At 44.1% G+C, this 26,037-nt stretch carries 24 protein-coding genes; 6 read left to right on the forward strand and 18 right to left on the reverse strand.

Annotated features, from left to right (window positions below; translation table 11 throughout):
- Nucleotides 1–1,091: 1,091 nt before the first annotated feature.
- From PODO_RS25925 to yyaC, 5 genes are all read right to left on the reverse strand, one after another.
- A complete protein-coding gene (locus PODO_RS25925; protein ID WP_036680195.1) occupies nucleotides 1,092–2,282 on the reverse strand; it encodes a class I SAM-dependent methyltransferase in 1,191 nt (396 codons plus the stop codon).
- Nucleotides 2,283–2,370: 88 nt separating this feature from the next.
- Nucleotides 2,371–3,180, reverse strand: coding sequence for a PhzF family phenazine biosynthesis protein (locus PODO_RS25930; protein ID WP_036680336.1), 810 nt, complete (start codon nucleotides 3,178–3,180; stop codon nucleotides 2,371–2,373).
- A gap of 8 nt (nucleotides 3,181–3,188) precedes the next feature.
- A complete protein-coding gene (locus PODO_RS25935) occupies nucleotides 3,189–3,860 on the reverse strand; it encodes a DUF6483 family protein (protein WP_036680197.1) in 672 nt (223 codons plus the stop codon).
- Nucleotides 3,861–4,054: 194 nt separating this feature from the next.
- Entirely contained in the window at nucleotides 4,055–4,861 is an 807-nt protein-coding gene (locus PODO_RS25940) for an alpha/beta fold hydrolase (protein WP_038573317.1), read from the reverse strand.
- 108 nt (nucleotides 4,862–4,969) lie between these two features.
- The gene (gene yyaC, locus PODO_RS25945) at nucleotides 4,970–5,494 is read right to left on the reverse strand and encodes a spore protease YyaC (protein ID WP_036680201.1); all 525 of its coding nucleotides are present in this window, start codon (nucleotides 5,492–5,494) and stop codon (nucleotides 4,970–4,972) included.
- Nucleotides 5,495–5,638: 144 nt separating this feature from the next.
- Here yyaC and PODO_RS25950 point away from each other — a divergent pair, with 144 nt between their 5' ends.
- Entirely contained in the window at nucleotides 5,639–5,863 is a 225-nt protein-coding gene (locus PODO_RS25950; protein ID WP_036680203.1) for a DUF1128 domain-containing protein, read from the forward strand.
- Between the two features lie 129 nt (nucleotides 5,864–5,992).
- On the opposite strand, the gene PODO_RS25955 is transcribed toward PODO_RS25950, so the two are convergent.
- The 4 genes from PODO_RS25955 to PODO_RS25970 form a co-directional block, all read right to left on the reverse strand.
- Complete coding sequence (locus PODO_RS25955) at nucleotides 5,993–6,997, reverse strand: asparaginase (protein ID WP_038573319.1); 1,005 nt, start codon at nucleotides 6,995–6,997, stop codon at nucleotides 5,993–5,995.
- Between the two features lie 308 nt (nucleotides 6,998–7,305).
- Nucleotides 7,306–8,142, reverse strand: a complete 837-nt coding sequence (locus PODO_RS25960) for a sugar ABC transporter permease (RefSeq protein ID WP_036680210.1) — start codon at nucleotides 8,140–8,142, stop codon at nucleotides 7,306–7,308.
- Nucleotides 8,139–9,446, reverse strand: coding sequence for a sugar ABC transporter permease (locus PODO_RS25965; RefSeq protein WP_038573322.1), 1,308 nt, complete (start codon nucleotides 9,444–9,446; stop codon nucleotides 8,139–8,141). Before PODO_RS25965 ends, PODO_RS25960 begins: the two co-directional genes overlap by 4 nt.
- 18 nt (nucleotides 9,447–9,464) lie before the next feature.
- A complete protein-coding gene (locus PODO_RS25970; RefSeq protein WP_052097333.1) occupies nucleotides 9,465–10,811 on the reverse strand; it encodes a sugar ABC transporter substrate-binding protein in 1,347 nt (448 codons plus the stop codon).
- A gap of 446 nt (nucleotides 10,812–11,257) precedes the next feature.
- On the opposite strand from PODO_RS25970, the gene PODO_RS25975 reads away from it, so the two are divergent.
- The 3 genes from PODO_RS25975 to PODO_RS25985 all read left to right on the forward strand — a co-directional run bounded on the left by PODO_RS25975 (nucleotide 11,258) and on the right by PODO_RS25985 (nucleotide 14,256).
- On the forward strand, nucleotides 11,258–13,024 hold the full coding sequence (locus tag PODO_RS25975) for a glycoside hydrolase family 13 protein (protein WP_425311659.1): 1,767 nt from the start codon (nucleotides 11,258–11,260) through the stop codon (nucleotides 13,022–13,024).
- A gap of 253 nt (nucleotides 13,025–13,277) precedes the next feature.
- Entirely contained in the window at nucleotides 13,278–13,775 is a 498-nt protein-coding gene (locus PODO_RS25980) for a YtxH domain-containing protein (RefSeq protein WP_038573324.1), read from the forward strand.
- Nucleotides 13,776–13,923: 148 nt separating this feature from the next.
- On the forward strand, nucleotides 13,924–14,256 hold the full coding sequence (locus PODO_RS25985; RefSeq protein WP_036680215.1) for a DUF5665 domain-containing protein: 333 nt from the start codon (nucleotides 13,924–13,926) through the stop codon (nucleotides 14,254–14,256).
- 189 nt (nucleotides 14,257–14,445) lie between these two features.
- On the opposite strand, the gene PODO_RS25990 is transcribed toward PODO_RS25985, so the two are convergent.
- From PODO_RS25990 to PODO_RS26030, 9 genes are all read right to left on the reverse strand, one after another.
- Nucleotides 14,446–15,216, reverse strand: a complete 771-nt coding sequence (locus tag PODO_RS25990) for a sigma-70 family RNA polymerase sigma factor (RefSeq protein WP_036680216.1) — start codon at nucleotides 15,214–15,216, stop codon at nucleotides 14,446–14,448.
- Complete coding sequence (gene rsbW / locus PODO_RS25995; RefSeq protein ID WP_036680217.1) at nucleotides 15,213–15,668, reverse strand: anti-sigma B factor RsbW; 456 nt, start codon at nucleotides 15,666–15,668, stop codon at nucleotides 15,213–15,215. Before rsbW ends, PODO_RS25990 begins: the two co-directional genes overlap by 4 nt.
- A gap of 18 nt (nucleotides 15,669–15,686) precedes the next feature.
- The gene (locus PODO_RS26000) at nucleotides 15,687–16,025 is read right to left on the reverse strand and encodes an STAS domain-containing protein (RefSeq protein ID WP_036680220.1); all 339 of its coding nucleotides are present in this window, start codon (nucleotides 16,023–16,025) and stop codon (nucleotides 15,687–15,689) included.
- A gap of 96 nt (nucleotides 16,026–16,121) precedes the next feature.
- Nucleotides 16,122–17,792: a response regulator gene (locus PODO_RS26005; RefSeq protein WP_038573327.1), complete on the reverse strand. Its 1,671-nt coding sequence runs from the start codon at nucleotides 17,790–17,792 to the stop codon at nucleotides 16,122–16,124.
- A 21-nt stretch (nucleotides 17,793–17,813) separates the two neighbouring features.
- Nucleotides 17,814–18,680 carry a CheR family methyltransferase gene (locus PODO_RS26010; protein ID WP_051491113.1) on the reverse strand — a complete coding sequence of 289 codons (867 nt, stop codon included), beginning with the start codon at nucleotides 18,678–18,680 and terminating at the stop codon, nucleotides 17,814–17,816.
- Nucleotides 18,681–18,759: 79 nt separating this feature from the next.
- Nucleotides 18,760–22,428 (reverse strand): response regulator, encoded by a 3,669-nt coding sequence (locus tag PODO_RS26015; protein WP_036680346.1) that lies wholly within the window; start codon nucleotides 22,426–22,428, stop codon nucleotides 18,760–18,762.
- A gap of 2 nt (nucleotides 22,429–22,430) precedes the next feature.
- Nucleotides 22,431–23,597: a SpoIIE family protein phosphatase gene (locus PODO_RS26020; RefSeq protein WP_038573328.1), complete on the reverse strand. Its 1,167-nt coding sequence runs from the start codon at nucleotides 23,595–23,597 to the stop codon at nucleotides 22,431–22,433.
- 237 nt (nucleotides 23,598–23,834) lie between these two features.
- Nucleotides 23,835–24,359: a hypothetical protein gene (locus tag PODO_RS26025; protein WP_051491114.1), complete on the reverse strand. Its 525-nt coding sequence runs from the start codon at nucleotides 24,357–24,359 to the stop codon at nucleotides 23,835–23,837.
- A 59-nt stretch (nucleotides 24,360–24,418) separates the two neighbouring features.
- A complete protein-coding gene (locus PODO_RS26030) occupies nucleotides 24,419–24,925 on the reverse strand; it encodes a DUF948 domain-containing protein (RefSeq protein WP_036680224.1) in 507 nt (168 codons plus the stop codon).
- 189 nt (nucleotides 24,926–25,114) lie between these two features.
- Here PODO_RS26030 and PODO_RS30790 point away from each other — a divergent pair, with 189 nt between their 5' ends.
- Both PODO_RS30790 and PODO_RS26040 read left to right on the forward strand, forming a co-directional pair.
- On the forward strand, nucleotides 25,115–25,282 hold the full coding sequence (locus PODO_RS30790; protein ID WP_036680225.1) for a DUF1328 domain-containing protein: 168 nt from the start codon (nucleotides 25,115–25,117) through the stop codon (nucleotides 25,280–25,282).
- Between the two features lie 223 nt (nucleotides 25,283–25,505).
- On the forward strand, nucleotides 25,506–25,883 hold the full coding sequence (locus PODO_RS26040; protein ID WP_036680226.1) for a hypothetical protein: 378 nt from the start codon (nucleotides 25,506–25,508) through the stop codon (nucleotides 25,881–25,883).
- Nucleotides 25,884–26,037: the final 154 nt, after the last annotated feature.

Genomic DNA, 26,037 nt, shown 5'->3' on the forward strand with positions numbered 1-26,037 from the left:
TACAACTAATCCCGTGCTTTCGCTGCTTACTTCCACTTTAATTGCACTTAGTGCAACTATTTTTCAAGAATCCCGCCGTATGGGGAGTATTGTTCGTTTTTAAGTGTACAAAGTGCAACTAAATCACTAAAACGCAGCTTCAGAGCATATTTAGTTGCACAAAGTACAACTAAACCAACTCACCATTAGATCGCACTAGCCGTACCGTCCTCATCATTGAATCGCACTCACTGCACCATCCTAACCATTAGATCGCACTAGCTGTACTATCCAAATTTCCATCCAAAAAAGCTATATAGTTGTAAAAAGTGCAGCTAATCCCGTGCTTTTGCTGCTTACTTCTACTTTAATTGTACTTTCTGCAACTATTTTTCGAGAATCCCGCCATATGCGGAGTATTGTTCGTTTTTAAGTGTACAAAGTGCAACTAAATCACTAAAACGCAGCTTCTGAGCATATTTAGTTGCACAAAGTACAACTAAACCAACTCGCCATTAGATCGCACTAGCTGCACCGTCCTAACCATTAGATCGCACTAGCTGCACCGTTCTAACCATTAGATCACACTAGCCGTACCGTCCTCACCATTAGATCACAATAGCCGGACCGTCCTAACCATTTGATCGCATTAGCTGCCTATCCGAATTCCCATCCAAAAAAGCTACATAGTTGTAAAAAGTACAACTAATCCTGTACTTTCACCGCTTACTTCCACTTTAATTGTACTTTGTGCAACTGTTTTTCGAGAATCCCGCCATATGCAGAGTATTGTTCGTTTTTAAGTGCACAAAGTGCAACTAAATCACTAAAACGCAGCTTCTGAGCATATTTAGTTGCACAAAGTACAACTAAACCAACTCGCCATTAGATCGCACTAGCTGCACCGTCCTAACCATTAGATCACACTAGCCGTACCGTCCTAACCATTTGATCGCACTAGCTGTACTATCCAATTTCCTATTAAAAATGCTATATAGTTGTAAAAAGTACAACTTATCGAATTAGCCTGCACCTATAAGTGCCCATTCTACAGTCATACCGTTCTACCATGCTACAGTCCTACCGTTCTACGCTCTCTACCTTAATACCCTCTACCCTTCTACCGAACTCCCAGTGGGAAGCAGATCAGCGCATACGCGTTCGAGGTATGGTTTTGCTCCCAGAAAATCGCGGAATGCGGTGTATTCGCGCCATTTGACGGAGTTGTCCCCGGTTGAACTCTTAACGGCACGAATCAAAATGTTCTTCGGCGTATTCTCCAGATCGATGAATTCCAGCAGCTGGCTGCTATAGCCCATCATGTCGAGCAATTTGGCGCGAATGGCATCTGTAGCCAAGGCAGAAAAACGCTCTTTCAGTATGCCATGCGAAAGCATAGGGCTCATTACTTCATTTTCGATTTGTGCGAATAATTCATGCTGGCAGCAAGGCACAGATAAAATTACAGACGCTCCCCAACGTACTGCTTTTTCAAGGGCAGCATCGGTAGCTGTGTCGCAAGCATGAAGTGTGATCACCATGTCTACTTGCTCCAGCTCATTGTACTCAGCAATGTCACCCACGAAGAACTTCAAGTGATCATAACCGATTTTGGCAGCAAGTTCGTTACAATGCTCAATCACATCTGCTTTTAAATCTAATCCAATGATATTAAGCTCCCGCTTCTTGCGAACGGTCAGATAGTGATACAGTGCAAAGGTCAAATATGATTTTCCACAACCAAAATCCACAATCGTCAAGGGTCGGCCGGTTGGCAGATCGGCAAGCACGTCCTCTACCATCTCCAGAAAACGATTGATCTGCCGAAATTTATCATATCTTTTGGCCAGCACTTTGCCTTCTTTGTTCATGATGCCAAGCTCCACCAGAAATGGCACAGGCTCTCCATCCTCCAGCACATAACGTTTGCGGCGGTTGTGAGCTAGATCCGGCTCTTCTTTTTTACTTGGAGACTTAGTTAGGATTGATACTTTGAATTTTTTGCTAATAAGCACCTGATAATCGGCTTCTACTGTACACAACAAGCCTTGCCGATATGTTTCTCTAAATAAAAGAGATATCTCTTCCGCCGCCAATTCTGCGGGTACGTTGCGATGTTCTACCTTTGTACCAATATAGGACGCAAACTGATAATGCAGCTTACCCTTTAGTTCAACAGGTTTAACCTGCACCTTGGTACAATTTTCGCCTTTATAACGCACTTGACTTAGGGTAGCTGTAATCAAAGTACGGTCGTTAATTAGTTGTTCAATTAGAGCTGTTAAAGATTCCACAACGCACATCTCACTTTCGGGATTAAAAATGGAGAATCTATGTCTCCTAACCATCATCGTTCATTATATCACGTGTTAACAAGGGGCGTTCCTTGTTCTAGCAGGGCTTAACATGCAGCTCTCCACTAACTATAGTTAATGCTCGCCCAGACATCTTAATCTGGTCTTTACTTACCTCTAACTGAAGCAAACCTCCACGTTTCGAAGCTTGATAAGCGGTCAACTGCGTACGATTGAGTCTATCCGCCCAAAAAGGTGCCAGTGCAGTATGCGCTGAGCCTGTTACCGGATCCTCATTCACTCCTACCTTCGGCGCAAAAAAACGTGATACACAATCAATACCTTCGATAGAGCTTTCTGCGGTAACCGCGAAGCCTCTCCCTTCAAGCCCGGATAAAGCTCCGAAGTCAGGGCTGAGTTCGCGAACCCGTGCTTCCTGATCCAGTCGTACAAGCACATTGTCAGCATATCGCATAGTTTCCACCACATTCGCTTCTGCAATACCAAGCGCTGCTGCGAGACCTGAAATTACAGGAGAGGGTTGAAGCTGATAAGGCGGGAAGTACAGTGAGATCAAATCTCCTGAACGAGAAGCTCTGAGCAACCCACTGCGTGTATAGAACCTTGCTTCCATATCAGGAGCTAGCAGTCCCCTCTCCCATAATACATGTGCACTTGCTAGAGTCCCATGACCACATAGCTTGACCTCAACTTTAGGTGTAAACCAGCGCAGGCGATATCCATCTTCCTCTGGCCAGAGAAAAGCTGTCTCTGACAAGTTCATTTCCGCTGCTGTCTTCTGCATATAACCTTCATCGACGGGATGCTCCAGTAAACATACCGCCGCAGGGTTGCCTGAATAAGCCTGTTCTGCAAAAGCATCGATAATATATAAAGGGATATTCATCGTATTCATCAGGTTCCTGATTCCTTTCGTATCGCTGTTATCCTGCCCCACTCTTTTAACCCCTGCTCTACTTCCTCCAGAGGAAGAGTACCTTGTTCCAATTCTGCAGATGACTTGAGCAGCAGTCGATTGTATAGCTTATCCCCTTCTATTACAACATTTTCTCCCTGCTCCCACAGCCGGTAGAGGCTGTCCTCCGCTTTACTATATCGCCCTACCGACTCCATATACTCCATCAGTAGCCGCTCCGTTTTAGCCGGGAGCCGATAGGCCTGCACATCCTGCAAGAGTTCATCCATTTCCTGAGTCATATGCAGCAGCTCCCGGTCTGCACCGTGAAGATCCGCGTACAAATATAAATGTAAGGCTCTCATACTTCTAAATAATGCTGCATCCTTATCGCCATTTGCGGCATAAATACTGCCTTCTTCCTTCAGCAGTTTGGCCAGACCTTGAAGCTTATCGGACTCAACCACACCGCCAAAACGAAACATATCTATGATATCTTCTACAGATAGTGAATTTAAAAGACGTGAATTCAGCGGAAAATGCCGGTTCAACAGCTCATCGATTTCCCATAAAGCTTCTGTCGTCTTCCGTTCCTGCTTTAGAGTAAGTACCTTGGCAACCATCGCCGTCATATCTTCGATCATCCGGACAATATAGTCTCTTCGAAACATGCACATCCTCCTTTTCCGTACTGTGGTAGCAAAAACTGCAGGACTCATACCACTTAAATTATTCTATTGATTTATCTTAAACCATTGCCGAATTCTATGCCAGTTAAGGAGAATACCAGATAATTAGATAGCCCTAAAAGAAAGAGGCAGCACACGCCAGAATGGCGCCGTGCTGCCTCTTTGTAGAAGATTTTTTATACGCGGCTATTATCTAAAACGGAAGCCTGGACAAAATCCTTAATGATCTCGGCTAACCGTTCAGGAGCTTCAAAAAGACTCATGTGGCCTGCACCCGATATCGTTGCTTGCGTTACATTTGGCTTATCCGCAGTAAAGGTTCGTTCAGCAGGAATCAATCCATCCTGCTCGCCAGCAACAAGCAATACCGGCAACGTAGTGGCCGTAATTACATCCCGTCGATCTGGACGCTCACGCATCGCCAGTGCAGCTCCTGCCGCTCCTTGTGGAGGCGTTTTGTAGCCGATTTCTTTAGCGCGCTCCAGCAGCTGTGGGGATGCAGAAGGGGTTGCTTCAGCAAACAAGCCTGGTACGAAGCTGTCTACGAAAGGAGTAATCCCTTCATTTTGAATCGCGCTGACACTCTTCAGTCGTTTTTCCTTAGCTTCTTCACTATCTGGATAAGCAGTAGAATGAATTAATCCAAAGCCTTTCAATCGAGAAGCATAACGCTGAGCAAACGATAGCGTAATATATCCGCCAAGCGAATGACCAAGCATGATGCATTCAGCAATCTCCAGCGAATCTAACAGACCCAGAACATCATCTGCCATTTGTTCAATACTATAAGGTCCTAGTGGAGCTTCCGAAGCTCCGTGACCACGTAAATCGGGAGCAATCACTCGGTAGCCGCTGCTTAAGACAGGAATGACTTGTTCCCAATATTCAGCGCTTCCACAAAAGCCATGCAGCAATACAATAACTTCGCCTTTCCCCTGATCACTGTAGCATATATTGCTTCCGTCACAACGAACTCTTTCCATGGCTGCTTCCCTCTTTCTAGAATACTAAGATAATGTGTCTAATATCTATTATTAAGCAAAACAGCCCGCCTTGAAACGGACAGCTTATTTTTAAGTGCCCAATGGGTACTACTGGAGTCCGAATCCTTTTGCTGCCGCTATAGCGATATGTTCTGCCATAACCATCACTCTATGCAGTGGAGTAGTCTGCAGCGTCCGATAAGGTTTCGGGCCATTCATATCTACAACGGCCGCCAAACTATAGTGACCTACGGCTGGAAGATTTGCCCCCACCGATTGTGCAGGCAGCAGTGGCTCACTCGAAACGAAGTAATATCCAAGCGCGATCGGAGGGCCCAGACAAGCATCTACCGCAACTACAATATGCCCGGAGGGAATCTCAGCCACTCTGGCCACCAAATTATCTGCATCGCAAGGAGAAGGCAACGTACCGATTACATGTCGGAAGCCATGTTCCACAAGTTTGCTGCCCGTCAACGGACCGAGTGCATCTCCTGTAGATCGATCTGTTCCGATACAAAGAAACGTGACTTCCTCGGCGGGATGCAGAGCAGCTATTTCCATGAAAAAGGACACCAGTCCAGCATCGTCCATTTTAATGCGTTTTCCGCTTCCCTGTTCTCTGATTGCCAATACATTTGCTCCCTTCGATGATATTTTTTGATCTCATGCCTTTAATTTAACATGATTTCAGTGAACCCGACAAAAAAATGGTGGTCAAGCTGCCAAACATGGTAAAATACATGAATCAGTATACAGAGAGGATGTTTTAACCTAATGGATTTAACAAAGCCTAGTCAGGAAAATGTTGAGTATATGATCGAGGCTATCAAAAACAAATTAAAAATGGCCAGTGCTGCGGCGATGCAAGCCTCCGCTTTTTCAGTAGATCATTATGAAGATATCTATGATGTATATGAGGTAGCCATGGGCAGCGACAGACTGAGTATTTCTCAGGTGGAAGCACTCGTCTCCGAACTCGGCCGTCTACGTCATAAATAATAGTTCTCCCTATACAAGAAGAAACGATGTTGCCGTCCTTTAAAGATGACCACCGCTTCTCGTAGAAAAAAGCCCTTCGCTGCGTATCCAGAAGATGGATTGTAGTCGAAGGGCTCTTTTTATATGATCCTACTTTATGAAATTAAGCTTGAACTCGGTATCCGCATGGCCTACTCGTGTACCCCCGTCATTGTAAATCACGCCTGAAAATGCATTGCGCAGCTTTTCCAAGGTATTTTTCTGACTATAACCAATTTGGTTTAAAATTCCCTGTACAATAAGTCCCCACTCTTCTTCCGACCCATCCAGAATCTTGAAGGCAATCCCCAGTCGCTCACGGCGTAAACCGAAGCAATACACACCCTTAAATCCACCTTTAGCAATAATATTATCATCTTCCAAAAGAATAGAATCAAGGCGACCAGATCCAGAAACCATCTCTGGATAAGCATTCATTGCCGTTGTAATAGTAGTAACCGCTTTGCGAGTAGCTCCATCTGCAATCAAATCCGGATTGGCTAATTTCAAATAGGCTGTCGCCAAGGCGGTCAGAGGCAGAGCAAACACCGGCAGCCCGCATCCGTCCGTACCTAAACCGATACTGTCTGGGGCCACACCAGCCATATAAGCAATGGTGTCAATAATCTCACGCTGCACCGTTTGCTCCGGCTGTGAGTATTCTTCAAGCGGCAAACCTTTGAGCTTACTGTAAGATAAGATACCCATGTGCTTGCCCGCACAGTTATGATAGAACTTTCTTTTGCCCGCACCACGAATGGCGTTCTCCCTGCTGGAATAATCCAGCGGGTAACTCGTTGCACAGATCATTTGTTGCTCATCGATGCCAATCTTGGAGGATATGCTCTCTAGCGCAGCTACATGGTAGCTCTCTCCCCGATGAGAGGCGGTCATCAGGGCAACCTCTGCGGGAGTAAAGCCGTAATGCTCCACGATCCCCCCACGTACGCCTGGAATAGCCTGAAGGGGTTTAGCAGCTGAACGGGTGAACGATACAAATTCCGGATCACCTGCATACCCCATTAAATTTCCATTCTCTCCTACGATGGCAATATGCCCACTATGGACACATTCCAGCAAATCCGCCCGATACTCTCGTACTAATACGGTTTCCAAGATATCTCTCCTCTTTTCTCTAGATGCTCTATAACTCACAAGGACTTATTAGTATTCACATTTAATAAATGCTAGAAAATAACCCCGTGCTCCGGGGATTTTTGAGTACTCCACAAACTCCCTTAAGTGTTGGTTCCATGAGGAATTCTACTCCTATTTTCATTATTCTTCAATCCTGTTCCCACCAAGAAGATTTTAGAAACCGGATAAAATATAAAAAACCGCCTCCTTCTCAGAAGCTTAATCTCTGAGTAGAAAGCGGTTTTTATCGAATTCAGCGTAGCTTCACAAGGGTAGCGCAGTTCGCCTTATCCTTTGCTTGCACCTGCGGTCAGGCCATCCACCAAGAAACGCTGTAGGAAAATGAACAGCAGCGTGACTGGGAGAGCGACCAATACCGCTCCGGCAGCGAACAACGTAAACTCGGTTGAGTTGCTCTGGTTCACCATCCGGTAAAGCCCAACGGCGAGCGTTCTTGTATCCTCCGTGCGCAATACAAGGTCGGCGAATATAAAATCCACAAAGCAGCCGTTGAAAATCATAAGGCTGGCATAGGTGAGCATCGGCTTAGATAACGGGATCATGATAGAAAGGAATACTTTCATATGGCTCGCCCCATCCATTCGCGCAGCATCTTCCAAGCTTTTAGGAATCGTATCAAAAAAACCTTTAGCCACAAAAACATTCGTGATAATAGCGCCGCTGCTGTATACGAGCACAAGTGCCCAATGAGAATTCAGTAGCCCAAGTGTGTTCAGCAGCACGTAAACTGCAATCATAGCCATAAATCCCGGAAACATCTGCAGAACTAGGAGCGCGGTTAGTGTAGTTTTTCTGCCCGTAAATCGATAACGAGAAATGGCGTACGAAGTCAGCAGCAGCAAAAAGGTGCCGAGCAGCGTAGACAACGCCGCAATCTTTAGCGTATTCATGAACCATAACAAATATTTAGTTTGCTCAAACAGTTCCTTGTAATGAACAAAGGTAAAATTCTTAGGAATCAATGAGTCACTGAACAAACTGTTTCCTGTTTTGAACGAAGACATAATAATCCAGAAGGCTGGGAAAAGACTAATAAAACTGAGCACAATCAGCAATAAATGGCTTCCAAACGTTTTTAACGCTTCCGTCAGTCTTAGCTTCATGCAATCATATCCTCCTCTTTAAAGGATCGCGTCCGCCGGTAGCTCCAGATGGAGAATGTCGCGACCATCAGGAAGATGACAATCCCGATGACAGAAGCAAAGCTATACTGCGACTGGTTCAGCGCCAGTTTATAAAGCCAAGTCACCAGCAAGTCAGTGTGGCCCGCGTACTGGTAGTTGGGATTAACCGGTTCTCCGTTAGTCATTAGATAAATGACATTAAAGCTGTTAATGTTGCCGGCAAACTGCATAATCAGGATAGGTGCGGTTGCGAACAATACCATGGGCAGCGTAATCATGCGGAATTTATAAAATGACCCAGCACCGTCTACTTCTGCCGCTTCATACATATCCTTCGGAATTGTTGTCAGCACCCCGAAGGCCAGAATCATGGTCACCGGAATACCGATCCACATATTAGCCAGAATTACAGTGACCTTAGCCCAGAAAGGATTGGTTAGCCAGGCCACCCCCTCCAATCCCAAGGCTCTTAAATAACTATTGATCGGTCCAAATTGATTATTGAACATATTGCGCATGACGAGCAGAGAAATCATATTGGGAATAGCGAACGGAACGATCAGAAGTGTGCGCCAAAGCTTTTTGCAGCGGACACGGGGCTGGTGAATAAGTACTGCAATGAGCACACCTCCAATGTAAGTCGTCGCAGTAGCAATAACCGCCCAGATCAAGGTCCAAGTCAGCACTCCACCGAAGGTGGAACTCCAGACATCCAGACTAAGCATTTTATTAAAATTACCGAAACCCACCCAGTCTACCAGATGTGCTGGCGGTAAAATCGGGTCGGCATAGTTCGTAAACGCCAGTAGCACCGAAAAAACAAGTGGTAATATCGTCAGAAAAACCACGGCCACAAAGGGAATCGCGAGGACAAGATAGGCAAAATTCCTCCGCCCCATAGCTCTGAGCGATTCAGCGAATGAATGAATGGGCTCTTTCCGGTCCCGTGCAGCTCCAACTAGGAATGCATCTCTGATGTTCAATAAATGAAAAGCTGTATAAAAGAGCAGCGCCAGCAATGCCATTAGACCATTGATCATCATAAAAATGGAGTGGTCGCCTTCCACCATCCGGGTTAATTTGCCTACCTTGACCATACGGCTTGGAAATTCCCCAAGCGTAATTAAGCCATGCAAATGTCCCATCAGATCATTAGCAATATAGTAAATTCCAGCAGACCCCACCAGCAGGAATACCAATCCTTTCAGCCACTGCCGGTTGTAGAACTGGCCCAGTCCCGGAATAATAGCCGAGAGTAGCGCTGTGCCTGTTTTTTTCCTCATGGTTAAATCACCTGCCCTTTACTTCGACTCCAGATCGGCCTGAATCGTGGTTACAGTCTGATCCAGCGTCTGTTTAACATCAAGATTTGAGTCGTTCCACAGGGACACAAACGCTGCTTTTAGGGGTTCCCAGACCGATTTAATTTCTGAAACGGAAGGCATTGGAACGGAATTTTGGAATTGCTCGAAGAATCCGCCAATAATAGGGTCATCTTTGATTTCCGGGGCTTCTCCAGCTTCTATACTCGCAGGAATCGCTCCCGTCATCTCAAAGTTCTTAAGCTGATTCTCCTTGTTGCTTGCAAAATGTGCGAACAAACGGCCTGCGACCGGATATTCCGTATATGAGTTAACATAATACGATTTGACACCGGAGAAAGAAAGACTGTCTTGACCGTCAGGTCCCTTTGGAAGAGGAGCCACACCCAGGTTAACATTTTCCTTAAACGCCGCTATGGACCATGGCCCATCGATATTCATCGCCAGCTTACCTTCTTGGAATAATTGGGTTTTCACGTCATAAGTGATATCTCCTGCATTCAAAGGCAGAATTTTTTTGAGGCTCTGCAGAAACGTAAATCCTTTGATAGTGCCCTCATTGTTCAATCCAATATCCTTGAAATTCGTATTGTTGTCTCCGTAAATATATCCGCCGAAGCTGCCAATAAACGGATAGCTGTAATATCCGACGAATTCCCACATGATTGCGAATTTGTTTTCCTTCGGATTGTTGTACGTATCTGCAAAAGCAATCACATCATCCCACGTTTTAGGAGCGTCAGGAATCAGGTCCTTGTTGTAGAACAGCGCATAGGTTTCCACCGATTTAGGATAACCGTAAAGAATGCCATCATAAGACGATGCCTGAACGGCTGTTGCCACCATCGTTGATTTGGTTTCTTCCTCAAAAACATCGTTTGGCAAAAGCAGCCCTGCTTTTACGGCTTGCCCGATCTGGTCATGGGGCAGAGTCAACACATCTGCAGCAAGTTTAGACGGACCATCCGTCGCCAGTCTTGCGCCTTGATCGCCACCCGCCATTTCCTCAACCGTGACGGGAACACCATATTCTTTTTCGAAATCAGCAGCTACCTGCTTCATGTATTCAAGCTGCTCCTTGGCTTCCCAGACCATAAGTTTGGCCCCTGCTTCTGGCTTCATTTCCTCATCAGTGGTTTTCTCTTCGGTATTTGTCTCATTTGTGGTTCCCCCCGGCTCGTTCACTGCGGAATTCGGACTCGAATTCGGCTTTGATGCGAAGTTCCCATTGCCAGAACCGCATGCGGTGACCGTCAAAGTTAACAGCAGGCATAGGACTAAACTAAATGTTACCGCTTGCATTTTGGAACGTTTACTCTTCTTCATTTGCTCATCTCCCCTTCGATCATGAGTGATTAAACCTAACCCGCATTGAAAAAAAGCATATAAAAAAGGTACAACCTCATTTGCACAAAGTGCCGAGGTTGTACCTTTGCAGGTAACAGTGCCTTTAATTTGAATGCGTGTTATGAAAAATCAAGTTCGTTCGCCCTCATTCTATAATATCCATAATTTTGATTGCAATCAGGGTATAAGTCCAAACAAGACGGTTTAACAAAGTTTTTCTTATCTTTTCTCTTATTTTCTCTTTATTCCTACCACATACTAAATATTCCACATTGTAAATTCTTGTGAAATAACCTCTTGCTTTGCTCTTGAGGGTTATGGTAAGATGCAGACAAATTTAAAGGCAATGAAACCGCCAAGGGTTCAACCTCTGAAAATCATGAGGTTGGCCCTTTTTTGCGTTTACATGCCCGAAGGGATGGAAAATGAGTATGATTCAACCGGAAGCCGTTTATCACCGTATGGGACAAAATTGGTCATATGCCTACGATGAGTCTACACTTCATATTCGCCTAAGAACTAAGCGGGACAACGTATCACAGATCGACCTTTTCTGTGGAGATAAATTTGGCTGGGACAAAACGCATGAGGTCATTCCAATGCAGCGCCTCGCTTCTGACGGCTTGTTCGATTACTGGCAAGCCTCAGTCCGTCCTGTTTACCGCAGACTCGCGTATTACTTTGCGCTTTATAACAAAGACGAAGTCCTTTATTTTTTGGAAAAAGGATTTTATCCAGAGCCACCTGCTGTTGTATATGAGGGTCTGTTCGACTTTCCATTTTTGAATCGTGAAGATGTGCACTCCCCTCCATCTTGGGTGAAAGATGCAGTATTTTATCAAATATTCCCGGAGCGTTTCGCGAATGGTGATCCCACCAACGATCCGACAGATGTACTCGAATGGGGCGGCACACCGAGTCCTCGGAATTTCTTCGGAGGAGACTTGCAGGGTGTACTAGATCATTTGGATTATCTCTGTGAATTGGGCATCAATGCTATATATTTTAATCCTCTATTTGCGGCAACCACCAATCATAAATACGATACAGAAGATTATTACTTGGTCGATCCTCATTTTGGCAGCAACACATTGCTGAAAGAGTTTGTGGACTCCTGTCATTCCAAAGGCATCCGTGTCATCCTGGACGGTGTCTTTAATCATTGCGGCCATACCTTCCCGCCATTTGTTGATCTGCTCGCGAACGGGCAATCTTCGCGTTATGCCGATTGGTTCCATGTACGCGAGTGGCCGCCACAGGTCATCGACGGAATTCCCACCTATGACACATTTGCATTCGAGCCTATCATGCCTAAATTCAACACTGAGAATCCTGAAGTCATAGAATATCTACTGAATGCAGGCCGCTATTGGATCGAGGAAATCGGTATAGACGGCTGGCGGCTTGATGTCGCAAATGAAGTCTCCCATTCGTTCTGGCGGCAATTCCGCAGTACGATCAAAAGCGTTAATCCAGAGGCCTATCTCGTAGGAGAAATCATGCATGATTCCTTGCCGTGGCTGCTTGGCGATCAGTTTGACGCCGTTATGAATTACCCGCTAACGAATATTCAAATTAATTTTTTCGCCCACGGACAGATCAATGCTGCACAATTCTCTCAGTCGGTTGCTACTATGCTAGCGAATTATCCGCAACAAATTACGGAAGCCGCCTTTAATCTGCTAGACAGCCATGATACAGTTCGTTTCCTGACACTTTGTGGCGGTGACATCAGGAAGTTAAAGCTGGCCGTTTTGTTCCAGATGACCTTTCAGGGAGCACCCTGTATTTATTATGGCGATGAAATCGGCATGGATGGCGGATACGACCCGGACAACCGAAAATGCATGGAGTGGGACTCCCAGAAACAGAATCAAGAATTGCTCGAATACTATCGCTGGACGATCAGCCTTCGTAAATCTCATCCCGCATTCCGGAGCAGTGGATTTAAAGCGCTGGAGATTCCGGGTTATCCAAAGCTGCTTGTATATGAGCGGTGGGACAAACAAAACCGATTCATAATCGTATTGAATAATGAAGATGTTATGGCCGATGTCATCATTCCTGTAACCGGGGCAGACATGATATGGGTAAACCTAAAGACGCAGAAGCGGACTGAATCCTCCACATCCCAGCTGCATCTGAATCTGCCTGAATTCGGCTATGCGGTACTCCAAGCCGTTAATGATTAATCCGTAACATTCTAAATTCAATCGTAGAAGGATGGAGACATATGCTGCATATCACAGCCTGTCTTCGCCCTTCTTTTTGCGCATAAACAAATGTTGATAAAGCCTCAAAAACGCGGTTTATATGACCTAAAGCCATCTAGGTTACCGTATCCTCCCTTAACCTCCCGTAATCTCCCCCTTGCTCTTCAACTGTTTCAGCCCATACGCCAAAGTTTATATACGAAGTAAGATAAATTATAAGGAGTGATTGGTGATGAGTAACGTAGAACATGAAGTAGAGAACGGAAGCAGCTTATTAAAAGGTATCTTTATCGGTAGCTTAATTGGTGCCGCAGCAGCCTTGCTATTTGCACCAAAGCCTGGCCGTGAAATGCGCAGTGATCTGTCAGATAAACTTTCTCTAGCTACAGACAAGACCAAAGAAGTTGCTGGTGCCGTAACTGACAAAACCAAAGCTATTGCGACAACCGTTGGCGAAAAAGCAACCGATTTGGCTAGTACGGTATCAGATAAAGCCTCTGATATCTATACCACTGTCAGTGACAGCAAACAACAGATTGCCGCCACTCTTCAAGAGGCTGGAAGTAAAATTGGTGACACTGTAAGTGAAGCCTCAAGCAATGTAAGCTCGGATGTTAAAGACGCCTCTAAAGACGTAGCTGATGAAGCCAAAGCATCCTCTAAAGAGGTTGCCAATCAGGCTAAGGATGCGAAAGAGGATGTAAAATCCTCCTATAAATCCAATTACTAATCTGCGGCATCATACAGCTATCACTTTAACAAACAACAGCCAGCTGACCGCAGCTGGCTGTTGTTTAGTTATACCTTTATTCACATCAGCAGATACAACTAGACATTCAATTAATGCCCGTTAGGGCTATAGAAAGCAGGGATGGCGCATGGCAGATTCAAATAACCAAACAAAACCTTATGAAATTGATGAACATCCTTTCGAGTTGCGACATGAAGTGAAACGCTTAAACAGTCGTCTTGATAAGATCGCTCACTCACTGGAAAAATCAGAATTCAAGGACATTCTCGACAACTATTCAGATCCGAAAAAAAGAATCATCACAAACCTGATGGCCGGTATATCTCGGGGACTTGGACTATCTCTCGGAACATTTGTAGTCCTTGGTTTATTAGGCTACATTCTTAGTCTTTTTCTTAATGTTCCAGTAATCGGAGAGTATCTTGGCGAAATTAAAAAATACATTGATGCTAATAGCTAACCGCAAGACTATCGATCTATTCCCCAACTATCGACCGCTTCCCCCGCTTGTCCGTCTAATCCTCTAGGTTGGACGGACAAGCGGGGGAATAAGTCTACAATAGTATACAAATAAAGGACATGCGGGTCTCCAGTCAGCGGAGAGAGGCATGTCCTTATCGTCGAAAATGTATACTACCCATACAGGAACTCAATAGGAAGAGTTGGCCATAATCTGCTTTAACTTCTCAGTGGCCCGCTTCTGTATGCGTGAAACGCTCATCTGTGATACCCCCAGCTTCTGGGCGATCGCCCGCTGGGATTGTCCATCTTGGAACGCTAACAGCAGCACCTGCTGCTCCTGTTCCTTCAATTGACCTAGTGCTTGTTGCAAATCCATACGTTTCTCTACGGTCTCGTAATCATTTGCGTCAGAGCTGATCAGCTCGCCTAGCGTAGCTCCTGTCTCCTCTTGAGAAAGGGGCGAGTCTAGGGAGACGTAATGATAACATTCTCTGCCCGCCAGTACTTCTACAGTTTCTTCAACAGACAAATCAAGATAATGAGCAATCTCATCCACCGCAGGCGAACGTTCCAGCTTCACTGTTAGTTCGTCAATCGCGTGTTGAACAAGTGCCCCCTTTTCTTTAATCCGTCTAGGTACCTGTATGTACCAAGATTTATCACGTAGGAAATTCTTCATATGTCCAATCATGCTTTTCATCGCATAGGGCTCAAAAGGGATTCCAAGGCTAATATCATATTGCTGTAATAACCGGATGAGCGCCATTTGCCCGACCTGATATAAATCCTCATACAAGTCGGGGCGGTTGCGAGAAATTTTTCCAGCAGCCATTTTTACCATAGGCTCATATTTCTGTATCAGCACTGTTGCGCGTTCATTATCCTTAGTCTGCTGATATTCCCAAATTTGGGTGACTGCTTCATTCATGGACTCGGGGGGAGTCACCTTATCACTCATACCTTTTCCTCGCTAAAGTTAAGGTGCTTCTTCAAAGTTACTACCGTCCCTCTTCCGGCCTCACTTACAACGCTCACGTCATCCATCAACGCTTGCATTAAGTAGAACCCTAAACCGCCGACCTGAACGTCACTCAACTCTTTATCATGCAGTGTCATACGCTCACTGGACGAGTCTTCCAAACCGTCAAAGCTCTCCCCCTCGTCTTTGACTGTAATGGATAAGGCACTTTCACCCACCTCAAAGATTACATCAACCATTCCGTCTTGTTGTCCATAGGCGTACAATACTGAATTGTTACACGCCTCTGATACAGCTACCTTCATATCTTCAATATCTTCGTAGGTGAAGCCCATTTTTGAAGCAATACCATATAAATTTAACCTAACAATATCCACATACTCTGCGCTAGCCGGCAGCTGAAGAATTACTTTTTGCACATCATCACTCATTCTTTGTTCTATCCTTTCCTAGTGGGAATTCTCTTGGGAGGCAAAAAACTTGGTAATACCAGTCATGTCAAACAGCTTCTGAATTTGGGGAGGAACATCCTCAACCATAAACTTAACGTCCATACCTTGTCTTGATTTCAGGATCGAAAGTAGAATACCAATACCCGTGCTATCGATGTATTTTAATTCTTTAAGATTTATTACTAAATCATGCTTCGTATCACCTACAAGCGGCTCCATTACCAAACGGAAATCGGAAGCAACGGATAGATCAAGTTCACCATTCAGGAAAACCGTACATACATTTTCTTTTGTCTCTGTCTTAGCGTGAAACTTATTACTTTTATGCGTGTTCATAGACGATCTCTCCTGATAAATATTTTCTATATTAATAACCTCATAGTCCTACCTTTGAAACAAATAACATTAAAATATAAACTAGTAAATCTTGGGTTACGCCTGAAAAATAGATGTATCTGGTTCAGCCATCCGATTATCGCTGCTAGAATACCGAGAGATAATCTGCTTAATACTGCTCATCTTAAGTGGCTTGCTGATATAGTCATCCATTCCTGAGGCTTTACAGCGATTCTGAATGCCATCCATGACATTCGCAGTCATTGCAATAATAATAGTCTTCTCAGCCGCCGGACCGCCTTCTCGACGGATTTGGGCGGTTGCCTCCAGGCCATCCATTACTGGCATTTGGAGATCCATAAAGATAAAATCATAGGGCTGCTTAAGCGCCATTTGCACAGCCTGTTTCCCGTCCTCAGCCATATCAGCTTCATAGCCGAGCTTATCTAGCATGCTAACCATCAGACGCTGATTGATAGGATGGTCATCTACAACAAGAATTCGGCTTCTGCTCTCCTGATTAAGAAGAAGATGAGGCGATTCCTCTTCTTGATAACCTCCTGTCAAATCTTCTCCAGGTACGGATGCTTGAATCGTAAAAATAAAGGTAGCTCCTTTTTGCTCCATGGATTCTACCCGTATTTCTCCGCCCATCATGCCTACAAGGGATTTACATATGGCTAAACCAAGCCCTGTCCCCCCGTATTTCCGTGTCATTGAAGAATCCAGCTGTGAGAACGGTTGGAATAATCGGTCGCATTTCTCTGGAGAAATACCAATCCCTGTATCCATGACCGTAAACTCGACTTCTACCTTGTGCCCAGATGTTTCTTTGATGGAAGCGACTAAATAGACACCGCCCTGATTTGTAAATTTAACTGCGTTAGCAATCAGATTAATTAATACTTGGCGTAGACGAGCCATATCTCCATATAAAAGTCTAGGCAACTTCTGATCGATAAAATAAGCGAGCTCCAGGTTCTTTTTTCCCGCTTCCACCGAAAAGAGGCTGAACACCTCTTGAATACATGTGCGAAGTTCGAACAGCTGCTCTTCGATTTCCATTTTACCGGATTCCATTTTGGTGAAATCAAGAATATCGTTTATAACCGTAATCAACGTGTCTGCACTTTTCCGAATGATCTCGGAATACTCCTTCTGCTCAGGAGCAAGGTCAGTCTCCATTAATAAATCAATCATACCCACTACGCCATTCATTGGTGTACGAATCTCATGACTCATCATAGCCAGAAATTCCGACTTCGCTTTGGAGGCGATCTCCGCCTCTTCCTTAGCCTTTACGAGCTCACTATTTATGATTTCCAGCTCTTTCGTCTTTTGCTGCAGCAGCATGGTCTGAGTCTGATGTTTTTTGCTCGTAATATACATCTCGACAAAACCTTGTATCTTAGACTTCAGAATTTGTGGAATGAAGGGTTTAACCATATAATCAATAGCCCCTGCAGAATAGCCCGCGAATAAATGCTCCGCTTCCTTACTATTCGCAGAGATAAAGATAATCGGAATTTCCTTTGTTTTTTCTCTGGCTTTAATCAACTTTGCGGTCTCGATCCCATCCATACCTGGCATCTGCACGTCCAGTACGATGACAGCAAAATCATACCTTAACAAACACCGCAGCGCTTCTTCGCCGGAGGTGGCTTTGACTAGCTCATAATGCTGGCTTTCAAGTACCGCCTCCAGCGCCAGCAGATTTTCAGGACGGTCATCTACTAGTAGTATATGAATTGGTTCTTGAAACCCCATAGGACCACCCTCCTTCATGCGTTATTTTATGTTACGGTATATTTTTTCTACTCTGTCCAAAGACTCATAACAATCGCTGTACTTCGTAAAGTGAATGGATTCTTTAGAGCCTAGAACAAGTATTCCAAAACGACTTAAACTTTCATGAAACAAGCCGTGAACATGATCACGCAGCTCATCATTGAAATAGATCATCACATTGCGGCAGAAAATAACATTAAACTCATTAAAAGAAGTATCTGTAGCTAAGTTATGCTCAGCGAATATAATGTTTTTGCGTAAATATGGCTGTAAAATAACCGAGTTATACTTCGCTGTATAGTATTCAGAGAATGCCCGGGTACCTCCCGCCTCCAAATAATTCTTAGTGTATTGCTTCATTCTGCTAATATCATAGACGCCTTCTTTAGCCTGCTGTAAAGAACGCTCATTCATATCTGTGGCATAAATCCGAGCCTTATCGTAAAGCCCTTCTTCATGAAGCAGGATGGCCATAGAGTATACTTCTTCACCAGTGGAGCATCCAGCATGCCAGATACGAATATAGGGATAAGTCCTCAACAACGGAACTACCTTCTGGCGAAACGTTAAAAATAACCCCGGGTCCCTAAACATTTCGGTAACCGGAATGGAGAGACTATAGACAAATCGTTCAAAACAGGCACGATCATGCAGCACCTTTTCTTGCAGCGCGGATATGCTGTGTACATTCTCCGCATGCACATGATGCCAGATACGCCGCTTCAAAGAAGGCAACGCATAATTCCGGAAATCATATCCATATAAACGGTGTACTCCATCAAGGAGCAGCTCGATCTCAATTTGCTCCAACTCGTCACTTCCTACCATAACGGGCTGCTCCTCATATCCGTGTTCTATCGCTTTCATTGTTATCCCGACTCCCTTATTAACACACCGTAATTCTAGTCATGTTAGTTCTTAAAAAGGTATTACCCCAAATTTGAGTTTACGAATACAACCAGACACGCATTAACGAAAGAAGTTGACCTGTTGCGATCGGTTTCTTCATATAATCAGAAGCTCCCGCTTCAATACATTTGGCACGATCCTCTTTCATTGCTTTGGCGGTAAGCGCAATAATAGGCAGTTTCTGATATTGCGGCATTTCACGGATTCGGCGCATAGCTTCATATCCGTCCATTTCCGGCATCATCATATCCATAAGCACGAGATCAAAATCTTCTTGCTCTACCAGCATTTCCAGCGCTTCACGTCCGTTCTCCGCAAACTTCACTTCCATGTGGTATTCTTCCAGTACACTAGAGAGTGCAAAAACATTACGAATATCATCATCGACGAGCAGTATTTTCTTCCCTTCGAATAACTCTTCCTTGTTATGCAGCTTCTGCAAAATTTTACGTTTATCTTCCGGAAGATTGGCTTCTACCCGGTGCAAGAACAACGTTGTCTCATCCAGTAGTCGTTCCGGAGAACGAACATCCTTGATAATTATGGATTCAGCATACTTGCGGAGCTGTGTCTCTTCTTTGCTATCTAAATCCTTACCTGTATAAATAATAATAGGAAGATCGTTTAATTCCTCATCATCACGAATCTGATCCAGCAGTTCAAAGCCGTTCATATCCCCAAGCATAAGATCCAGAACCATACAATCATATCTCTGCTTGCGCAGCTCCATCAGTGCCTCATTGCCGGTTGATACCGCGGTAATAGCTACATCATCATGACCAATCAATTCCATAATGGAACGACGTTGAATCTCATCATCTTCTACAATCAGAAGGTACTTCACAGTGCTGGACGTATAGTTCTCAATTTGTGAGAAAGCCCGCTCCAATGCTTCTCTTGAAGATGGTTTTCTTAGATACGCCATAGCCCCCATCATCAATCCTTGCTTCACTTCATCGTTCACTGAGATAACATGAACAGGAATGTGACGGGTCTGAGATGCACTTTTCAGCTCTCTAAGAATGGTCCAGCCGTCCATTACAGGCAGCTGTATATCGAGAATAATCGCATCTGGCAAATAAGTTTTTGCCATCTGCAGTCCAATATCGCCTTGAAGCGCTACTAAGCCTTTAAATCTGCGACCACGAGCCATGTCTAGCAAGATTTTCGCAAAGCTTTCATCATCTTCTATAATAAGCAGGACTTTGTCATTCGCCGTCAAATTGTCACGGTCATCCTCAATTGTCAGTTGTGGAAGGGGTACGTTAACGGCTGCTGGCACTAAGGTTGGAAGCATGTCTCCAATATATTCATCATATGTTGAATCCTCTTTGGACACAGCAGCTTCTATTTCTGCAGGTTGTTTACTGTAATTTGCCTTCACCGGCAAATACAAAGTGAAGGTACTGCCTTGTCCCTCACGGGATTCGAGCACAATAGCTCCACCCATTATACGAACCAATTCACGGCTGATCGACAATCCCAGGCCCGTGCCTCCATATTTACGGCTGGTTGTTCCGTCTACTTGCTGGAAGGCTTCGAATACAATATCTGTTTTGTCAGCCGGAATACCAATGCCACTGTCCTTCACAGCAATAGCAATATATTCATTATCACTCGGCAGATTTAGTGGCAAGAGATTAGTATCTGCCGGGCTAACTGAAAACTCGATAAAACCTTCGGTTGTAAATTTAAAGGCATTGGAAAGCAGATTTCTTAAGACCTGCTTCAACCGATGACTATCGGCAATTACGCTATCTGGCAGCGGCTCGTTAAAGGCTATCCGTAAGGAGAGTCCTTTTTTGAGCGCCTGTGGAGCAAAATTCTGCTTCACAAAGCTTTTCAGCTCAGTCAGTTTAATTTCTTCATGATTCAGTTCCATTTTTCCTGCATCAACCTTGGACAGGTCTAAAATTTCATCAATCATCTTAAGCAGGTCAGCACCTGACATATAAATCGTATGGGCAAATTCAACCTGCTTCTCCGTTAAATTACCATCCTTGTTCTCGGTAAGCAGCTGGGACAAGATCAGCAGACTGTTGAGCGGCGTCCGCAATTCATGGGACATGTTCGCCATAAATTCTGATTTATACTTACTAGTCACGGATAATTGCATAGCCTGTTTCTCTAGCTGAACCTTAGCATGCTCAATTTCATCTTTTTTCTCCTCAACCTCCTGCACTTGCTCCTCTAGTGCACGAGTCTTGGCGACGAGTTCCGTATTGTAATGTTCCAGTTCCTCCTGCTGACGTTGCAGCAGTTCTTCTGAACGCTTAAGTGCGTCCGTCTGCTCTTCCAAGTTCTCATTGGAACGACGCAGTTCTTCTTGCTGAGTCTGCAGCTCTTCTGACTGACATTGCAGTTCTTCCGTAAGTGCCTGTGACTCACGCAGTAATTTCTCTACAATCAGACGACGACTAATATTATTGAAAATAATGCTTAAATTATTCGCAAGTTGTTGCAGCAAATCATTTTTCAGACTGCTAAATGGCTGGAATGAAGCGAATTCTACTACACCGAGCAGCTCGTCTTCAAAAATAAGCGGATGAATGGAAATATATCCTGGCTGTGAATCCACAAAGCCGGATTTCACGGAGATATAATCTTCAGGAGCCCGCTCCAATCTGATTGGGTGCATATCAAGCGCACTTTGTCCTACGAGTCCTTCTCCAATCACAAAACCTTCCTTTGGTTTCTTATCGCTATCTACTGCATAATAACCACTGCTTCGCAGAAAATCGGGACGGTTAGCATCCTTTAAATATACTGCCCCAAACTGGGCTCCCAGCACAGGGGTGAACTCGTTGATAAAGGTCTGTGAGACCTGATCCAATGAGCTAACTCCCCGGAGAAGTTCTGTCACCTGAGCAACATTTGCATTCAGCCAGGATTGATCATTCTGCGCCTGTGCATAGGCCTGTTCCATTTGCTGTTTCTCTTCAAGATCTAAAGCCATTTTCTTAAAGACAAGGGCAACCTCACCAATCTCATCTTTAGAAGTAACCTTGATGCGCCTTATAGCCCGAATTCTGCCGTTGCCGAAGCTGGTAATCATCATCGAAACGACGTTAAGCCCCCGCGTAATGCTTGGAATGATCCATAGAACAACTCCAAGTCCAAGTAGTAGACCCACAATCATCATCAAGATGACCATCTGAGTAGAGCTTTGATAGGCATCTTTAGCTTTTGCGCTCTCTTCATTCATAATAAAGGCATTATAATCAGAGAGACTGTTCAGAGCGTTTAATACCGCATTCTGAATCGCTTGTCCCTCTGTGTTAGAATACGTGCTGGCATTCTGGAAATAACCAGCTGATAGCAGCTTCAATATTTTTTCCTGATAATTTAGATAGATCGTATAAGAATCATCAATTTGAGTAACGATCTGCATCTCTTCAGCGCTAGTCATTGATTCTTTTATTTTGTCGTAGTGCTCATTCGCCTTAGCTATTTTTTTATCAATCTCTTTTTTTTGTGATTCTACCGTTGATGTATCAGCGCTTAACATGGTCGTCGTTAATATTCGCGCCATATCATTCACTTCTCCACGCATACCTGAAGAAGAACGCCCCTTCATATATCTATCCTGGTAACCCTCAAGCTGACCATTCATATAATCCAAACGATCGTATCCAATCATAGTAAGTGCCAGCATAATCGCCAGCATCGCACTAAAACCAATTAAGAGTTTAGCCTTTATTTTCATCCTCATTCTGTTCCCTTCTTCAGTGAGATCCACACTATACATTTGTCATCGTCACGCTCTTTAGGAACATCAGCATTGAAAAAAGCAGCCCGTATAGTTTCTTCCTTCCATTCATGCTCAACATTTAAATGCTTAATCATGAACTTCAGCTGCTCTTCCTGTTCACCCTCAACCAGCTCCAGCAGACCATCTGTATAGAGAACCAAATGCCCTTCATCTTCGTAGGTCAAGCTCTGAGGCTGAATATCAATCCGTTCAAACAGGCCTACAGGGTGACAATTACTTTCCAGCAAGACCGGAGTCTTAGCTGTGCCCTCAAAAAACAGCGCAGGTGGATGCCCAGCGTTAACATAGTCAATACGCTTTATACGAGTGTCAATCACAAGATAAATCGTCGTAAAATAGTATTGAATCAGCTTTTTCTCAATATAAAGTTGGTTAAACCTTCGATTGAGTTCCTGAATTACCTTTTCCGGCTCTACATAGGTAGTTACCGTATCCTTTAATACTGACGCAAGGAACATGCAAAAAAGAGATGATGATATACCGTGTCCCATAATGTCTAGGAGGATTACGCCATATCGGCCATCCCCAAGGGGATACCACGCATATAAATCACCTGCCAATTCAGAGGAAGGCTGATAGATAGCATGCACCTCGAAATTCTCTTCCTGCAGCGGCAGGCTGAGTACAGCATTCTGCACAAGCGCAGCCAGTCTCAACTCCTCCTGGATTCGCTGATCCCGTTCTTTATGCCAATCTTTCTCACGTTTCAACCGCAGAGCAAGCCGAATCCGGGCCATTAGCTCCACTTTATTAATAGGTTTCGTAACATAATCTACTGCACCTGCATCCAGCGCTTCGGCCAATTTCTTAGAATCGCCTACAGCTGTAACCATTATTATTGGAATATCCTTAAGATGTTCGTATTGCTGCACAACACGACATGCTTCGATCCCATCCATTTCTGGCATCATCATATCCAGTAAAATCAGATCAATATCTGACATCCGGGGACGTCCATCTTCACTCCCAGAACCGATTCCAAGCCTTTCCAACATCTCTTTAGCAGAAGATGCGGTTACGAAATTTCGGTAATCTTCTTTTTTCAGGATTTCACGGATAATGATAACATTAGTCGGATTGTCATCCACGATTAAGATTCTCATCATCTTCACCTCACACGAATAGTATTACGACCGTAAAATTCTGCAAACCTACTAACTATATCATACGCTATTTTACAGTGTTATTTCTATTTTCATAATATGTAAATATAGTCATAGGATCAATTTACGTATTCAGCAAAGTAACCTCCAGCCCCACTATACCTAGTGGTTCTGGAGGTTACTCTATTCTAAAGACAGCCTATGTTTATTAACCAATTTGCTCAAATATGAAACACATTAGGAAGAAATACTATCAAATAAATCAATTCCTTCAAATTCACCCGCCAAATTTCGATATATTTTGAGTGCATTATTCCCTCTCATATATACATCCCCATCTTCAGCTATAAAATACGGTTTGCCCAAAGTATCTTGCAAATTATCTCTTACAGGATCGATTTCTACACCATCTACATGTAAACCAAACTGCCGTGCTTGCGGAGGTGAAACATGTACATAAAGTACCATCCCCTCGCCCACACCCACTGTCACATCTGCGTAGTGGTACTCCACCGTCTCTTGTAATGGATCATTTGTCACCGCAAGCGGATTGCCTTTGGCCAGAAACATTTCTTCCTTTGTGGCATATAAAGCAACACCTTGCAGAGAATCAAAGTCATTGATATATGGGCTGGATTCTGAAGCATGTTCAAATGCGAGAACCGACTTAGGTTGTTCAATAAAAGTAGCGATAGGCGCCAACTGTGGAGACGCATCAAAGTATGGGAAAAGAAGACCAAATAAAAGGATCATCATGTTCATGTTGTGTCCCACCTTTCTTATCTGCAGCCACCGATTACAGAAGCTTTACTATCTTATGCTTAATGACGAAATTTCTTCCAAAGAGTTGCAGCTACGTCTACACCTTTTAGCACTGTAGCTATTTTTCCCGGTGACTTCTCAGCATAAATGGCATCATAGGAGTTAACAGTACGTTCTTCAGCAGGAGTTAACGGAGCTTCTTTTATAGAGACTTCCTTACTCTTCTCCTTCAGCTCACGCGATTTACGATATTTCTCAATCACTGTGACTGACACTTGTTTGACCGTTAAGGTCAGCTCATTCATGACATCACCCAGATTCTTGACAGAATCGATGACTGGGTCAATCTTTTGAATCTTATGCTGTACATCGGCAGTGATTTCATTTGCGTGTCTGACCGTCGTTTTCACTTCATAAGTAAGCTCATCCATCGTCTTCTGTACTTCCACCAAGGTTTGGCTGACTTTGTCGAGTGAATCCTTTGCCGACTTTAAGGTTTTAATTAAAAAGAAAACAAGTACTGCGAATGCAATTGCGACGAGAGCTACACTAAGTTCAATGATCATATTCATAACCCCTTCCATATCTCATAAATATCGGCTAATCAGCCTTGTATACTGCATAGTTACCCCTGGTCCCATAAGCCGAAACATCTTGTCGAGTCTTGTCAAGAGTCCCTCTTCCCTTTTGTTTCAAAATCAAAGTCCCCGTTTATACAATGACTACATTAATCAAAAAAGGATAGGTGATATGTAATGTTAAAATGGTCCGCAATACTACTTGTAGTCGCAGTAATCGCCGGAATCTTTGGTTTCTTCAACCTTGTAGCCGCCGCCGCTGGTCTTGCTAAGATCCTGTTCTTCGTCTTCCTGGTTCTGTTTGTAATTTCTCTCTTCACGGGACGCAGAGGTAGATCTATGTAGTAGCCCCTCATTTTAATGGTGTGACTGTCGTATCCCTCCCATATCTATCCATATATCTTATTCATCATGCAGAAAGTATAGGTCATTCCTGCACGGATGTCACTTGAGAAAATAAGAAATGTTGAATGGGTGGTTCATCACGCATCATTTACGTTTACTAGCATATTAGCAAACAGCGCTTTTGGAAAAAAATACATCCAACCCCCACTAGGAGGAACCAAACATGAAAAAAATCGCCAGCCTTACAGTAGCCTTAGGTCTTATGGCTTCCATTGCTGCTACAGCTTCAGCAGCTGAAGTAACTAACACTACTACGGATCCTGCAACCGTAACTGGAAGCACTTACAGCAATTCTTTTGAAACAATTATCACTCCAGCGGATATGATTCCAGCAACACCACAAATAGTGCTGACCGAGAAAACACCTTTCTACTTTTCCGTCGGAGGTATAATTCCAGCAGGCTGGCTTGGCGTTCAGACTCTTGATACAACAGGTGAAGTTATTTCGGACACTTGGGGTAATGAATGGAGAGAAATCTACACTTGGCTAGGAAAAGCATGGGTTAAGGTTCCTGTAACAGCCAATGTGATCTTACCTTAATTATCAATATGCGAAAAAAGGGTGTCCCAAGAGCCAGAAAAATGGCCGATGGTACTGCCCTTTTTTTATGTGGAGAGTGCATATTCTGAACAGATAAAACAGGAAGAGCTACCCCCTCAGTAGAGAATTCTACTAAAAGGATAGCCCTCTTGCG

This window comes from Paenibacillus odorifer (genome assembly GCF_000758725.1).
GTDB classification, from domain to species: Bacteria; Bacillota; Bacilli; order Paenibacillales; family Paenibacillaceae; genus Paenibacillus_AQ; species Paenibacillus_AQ odorifer.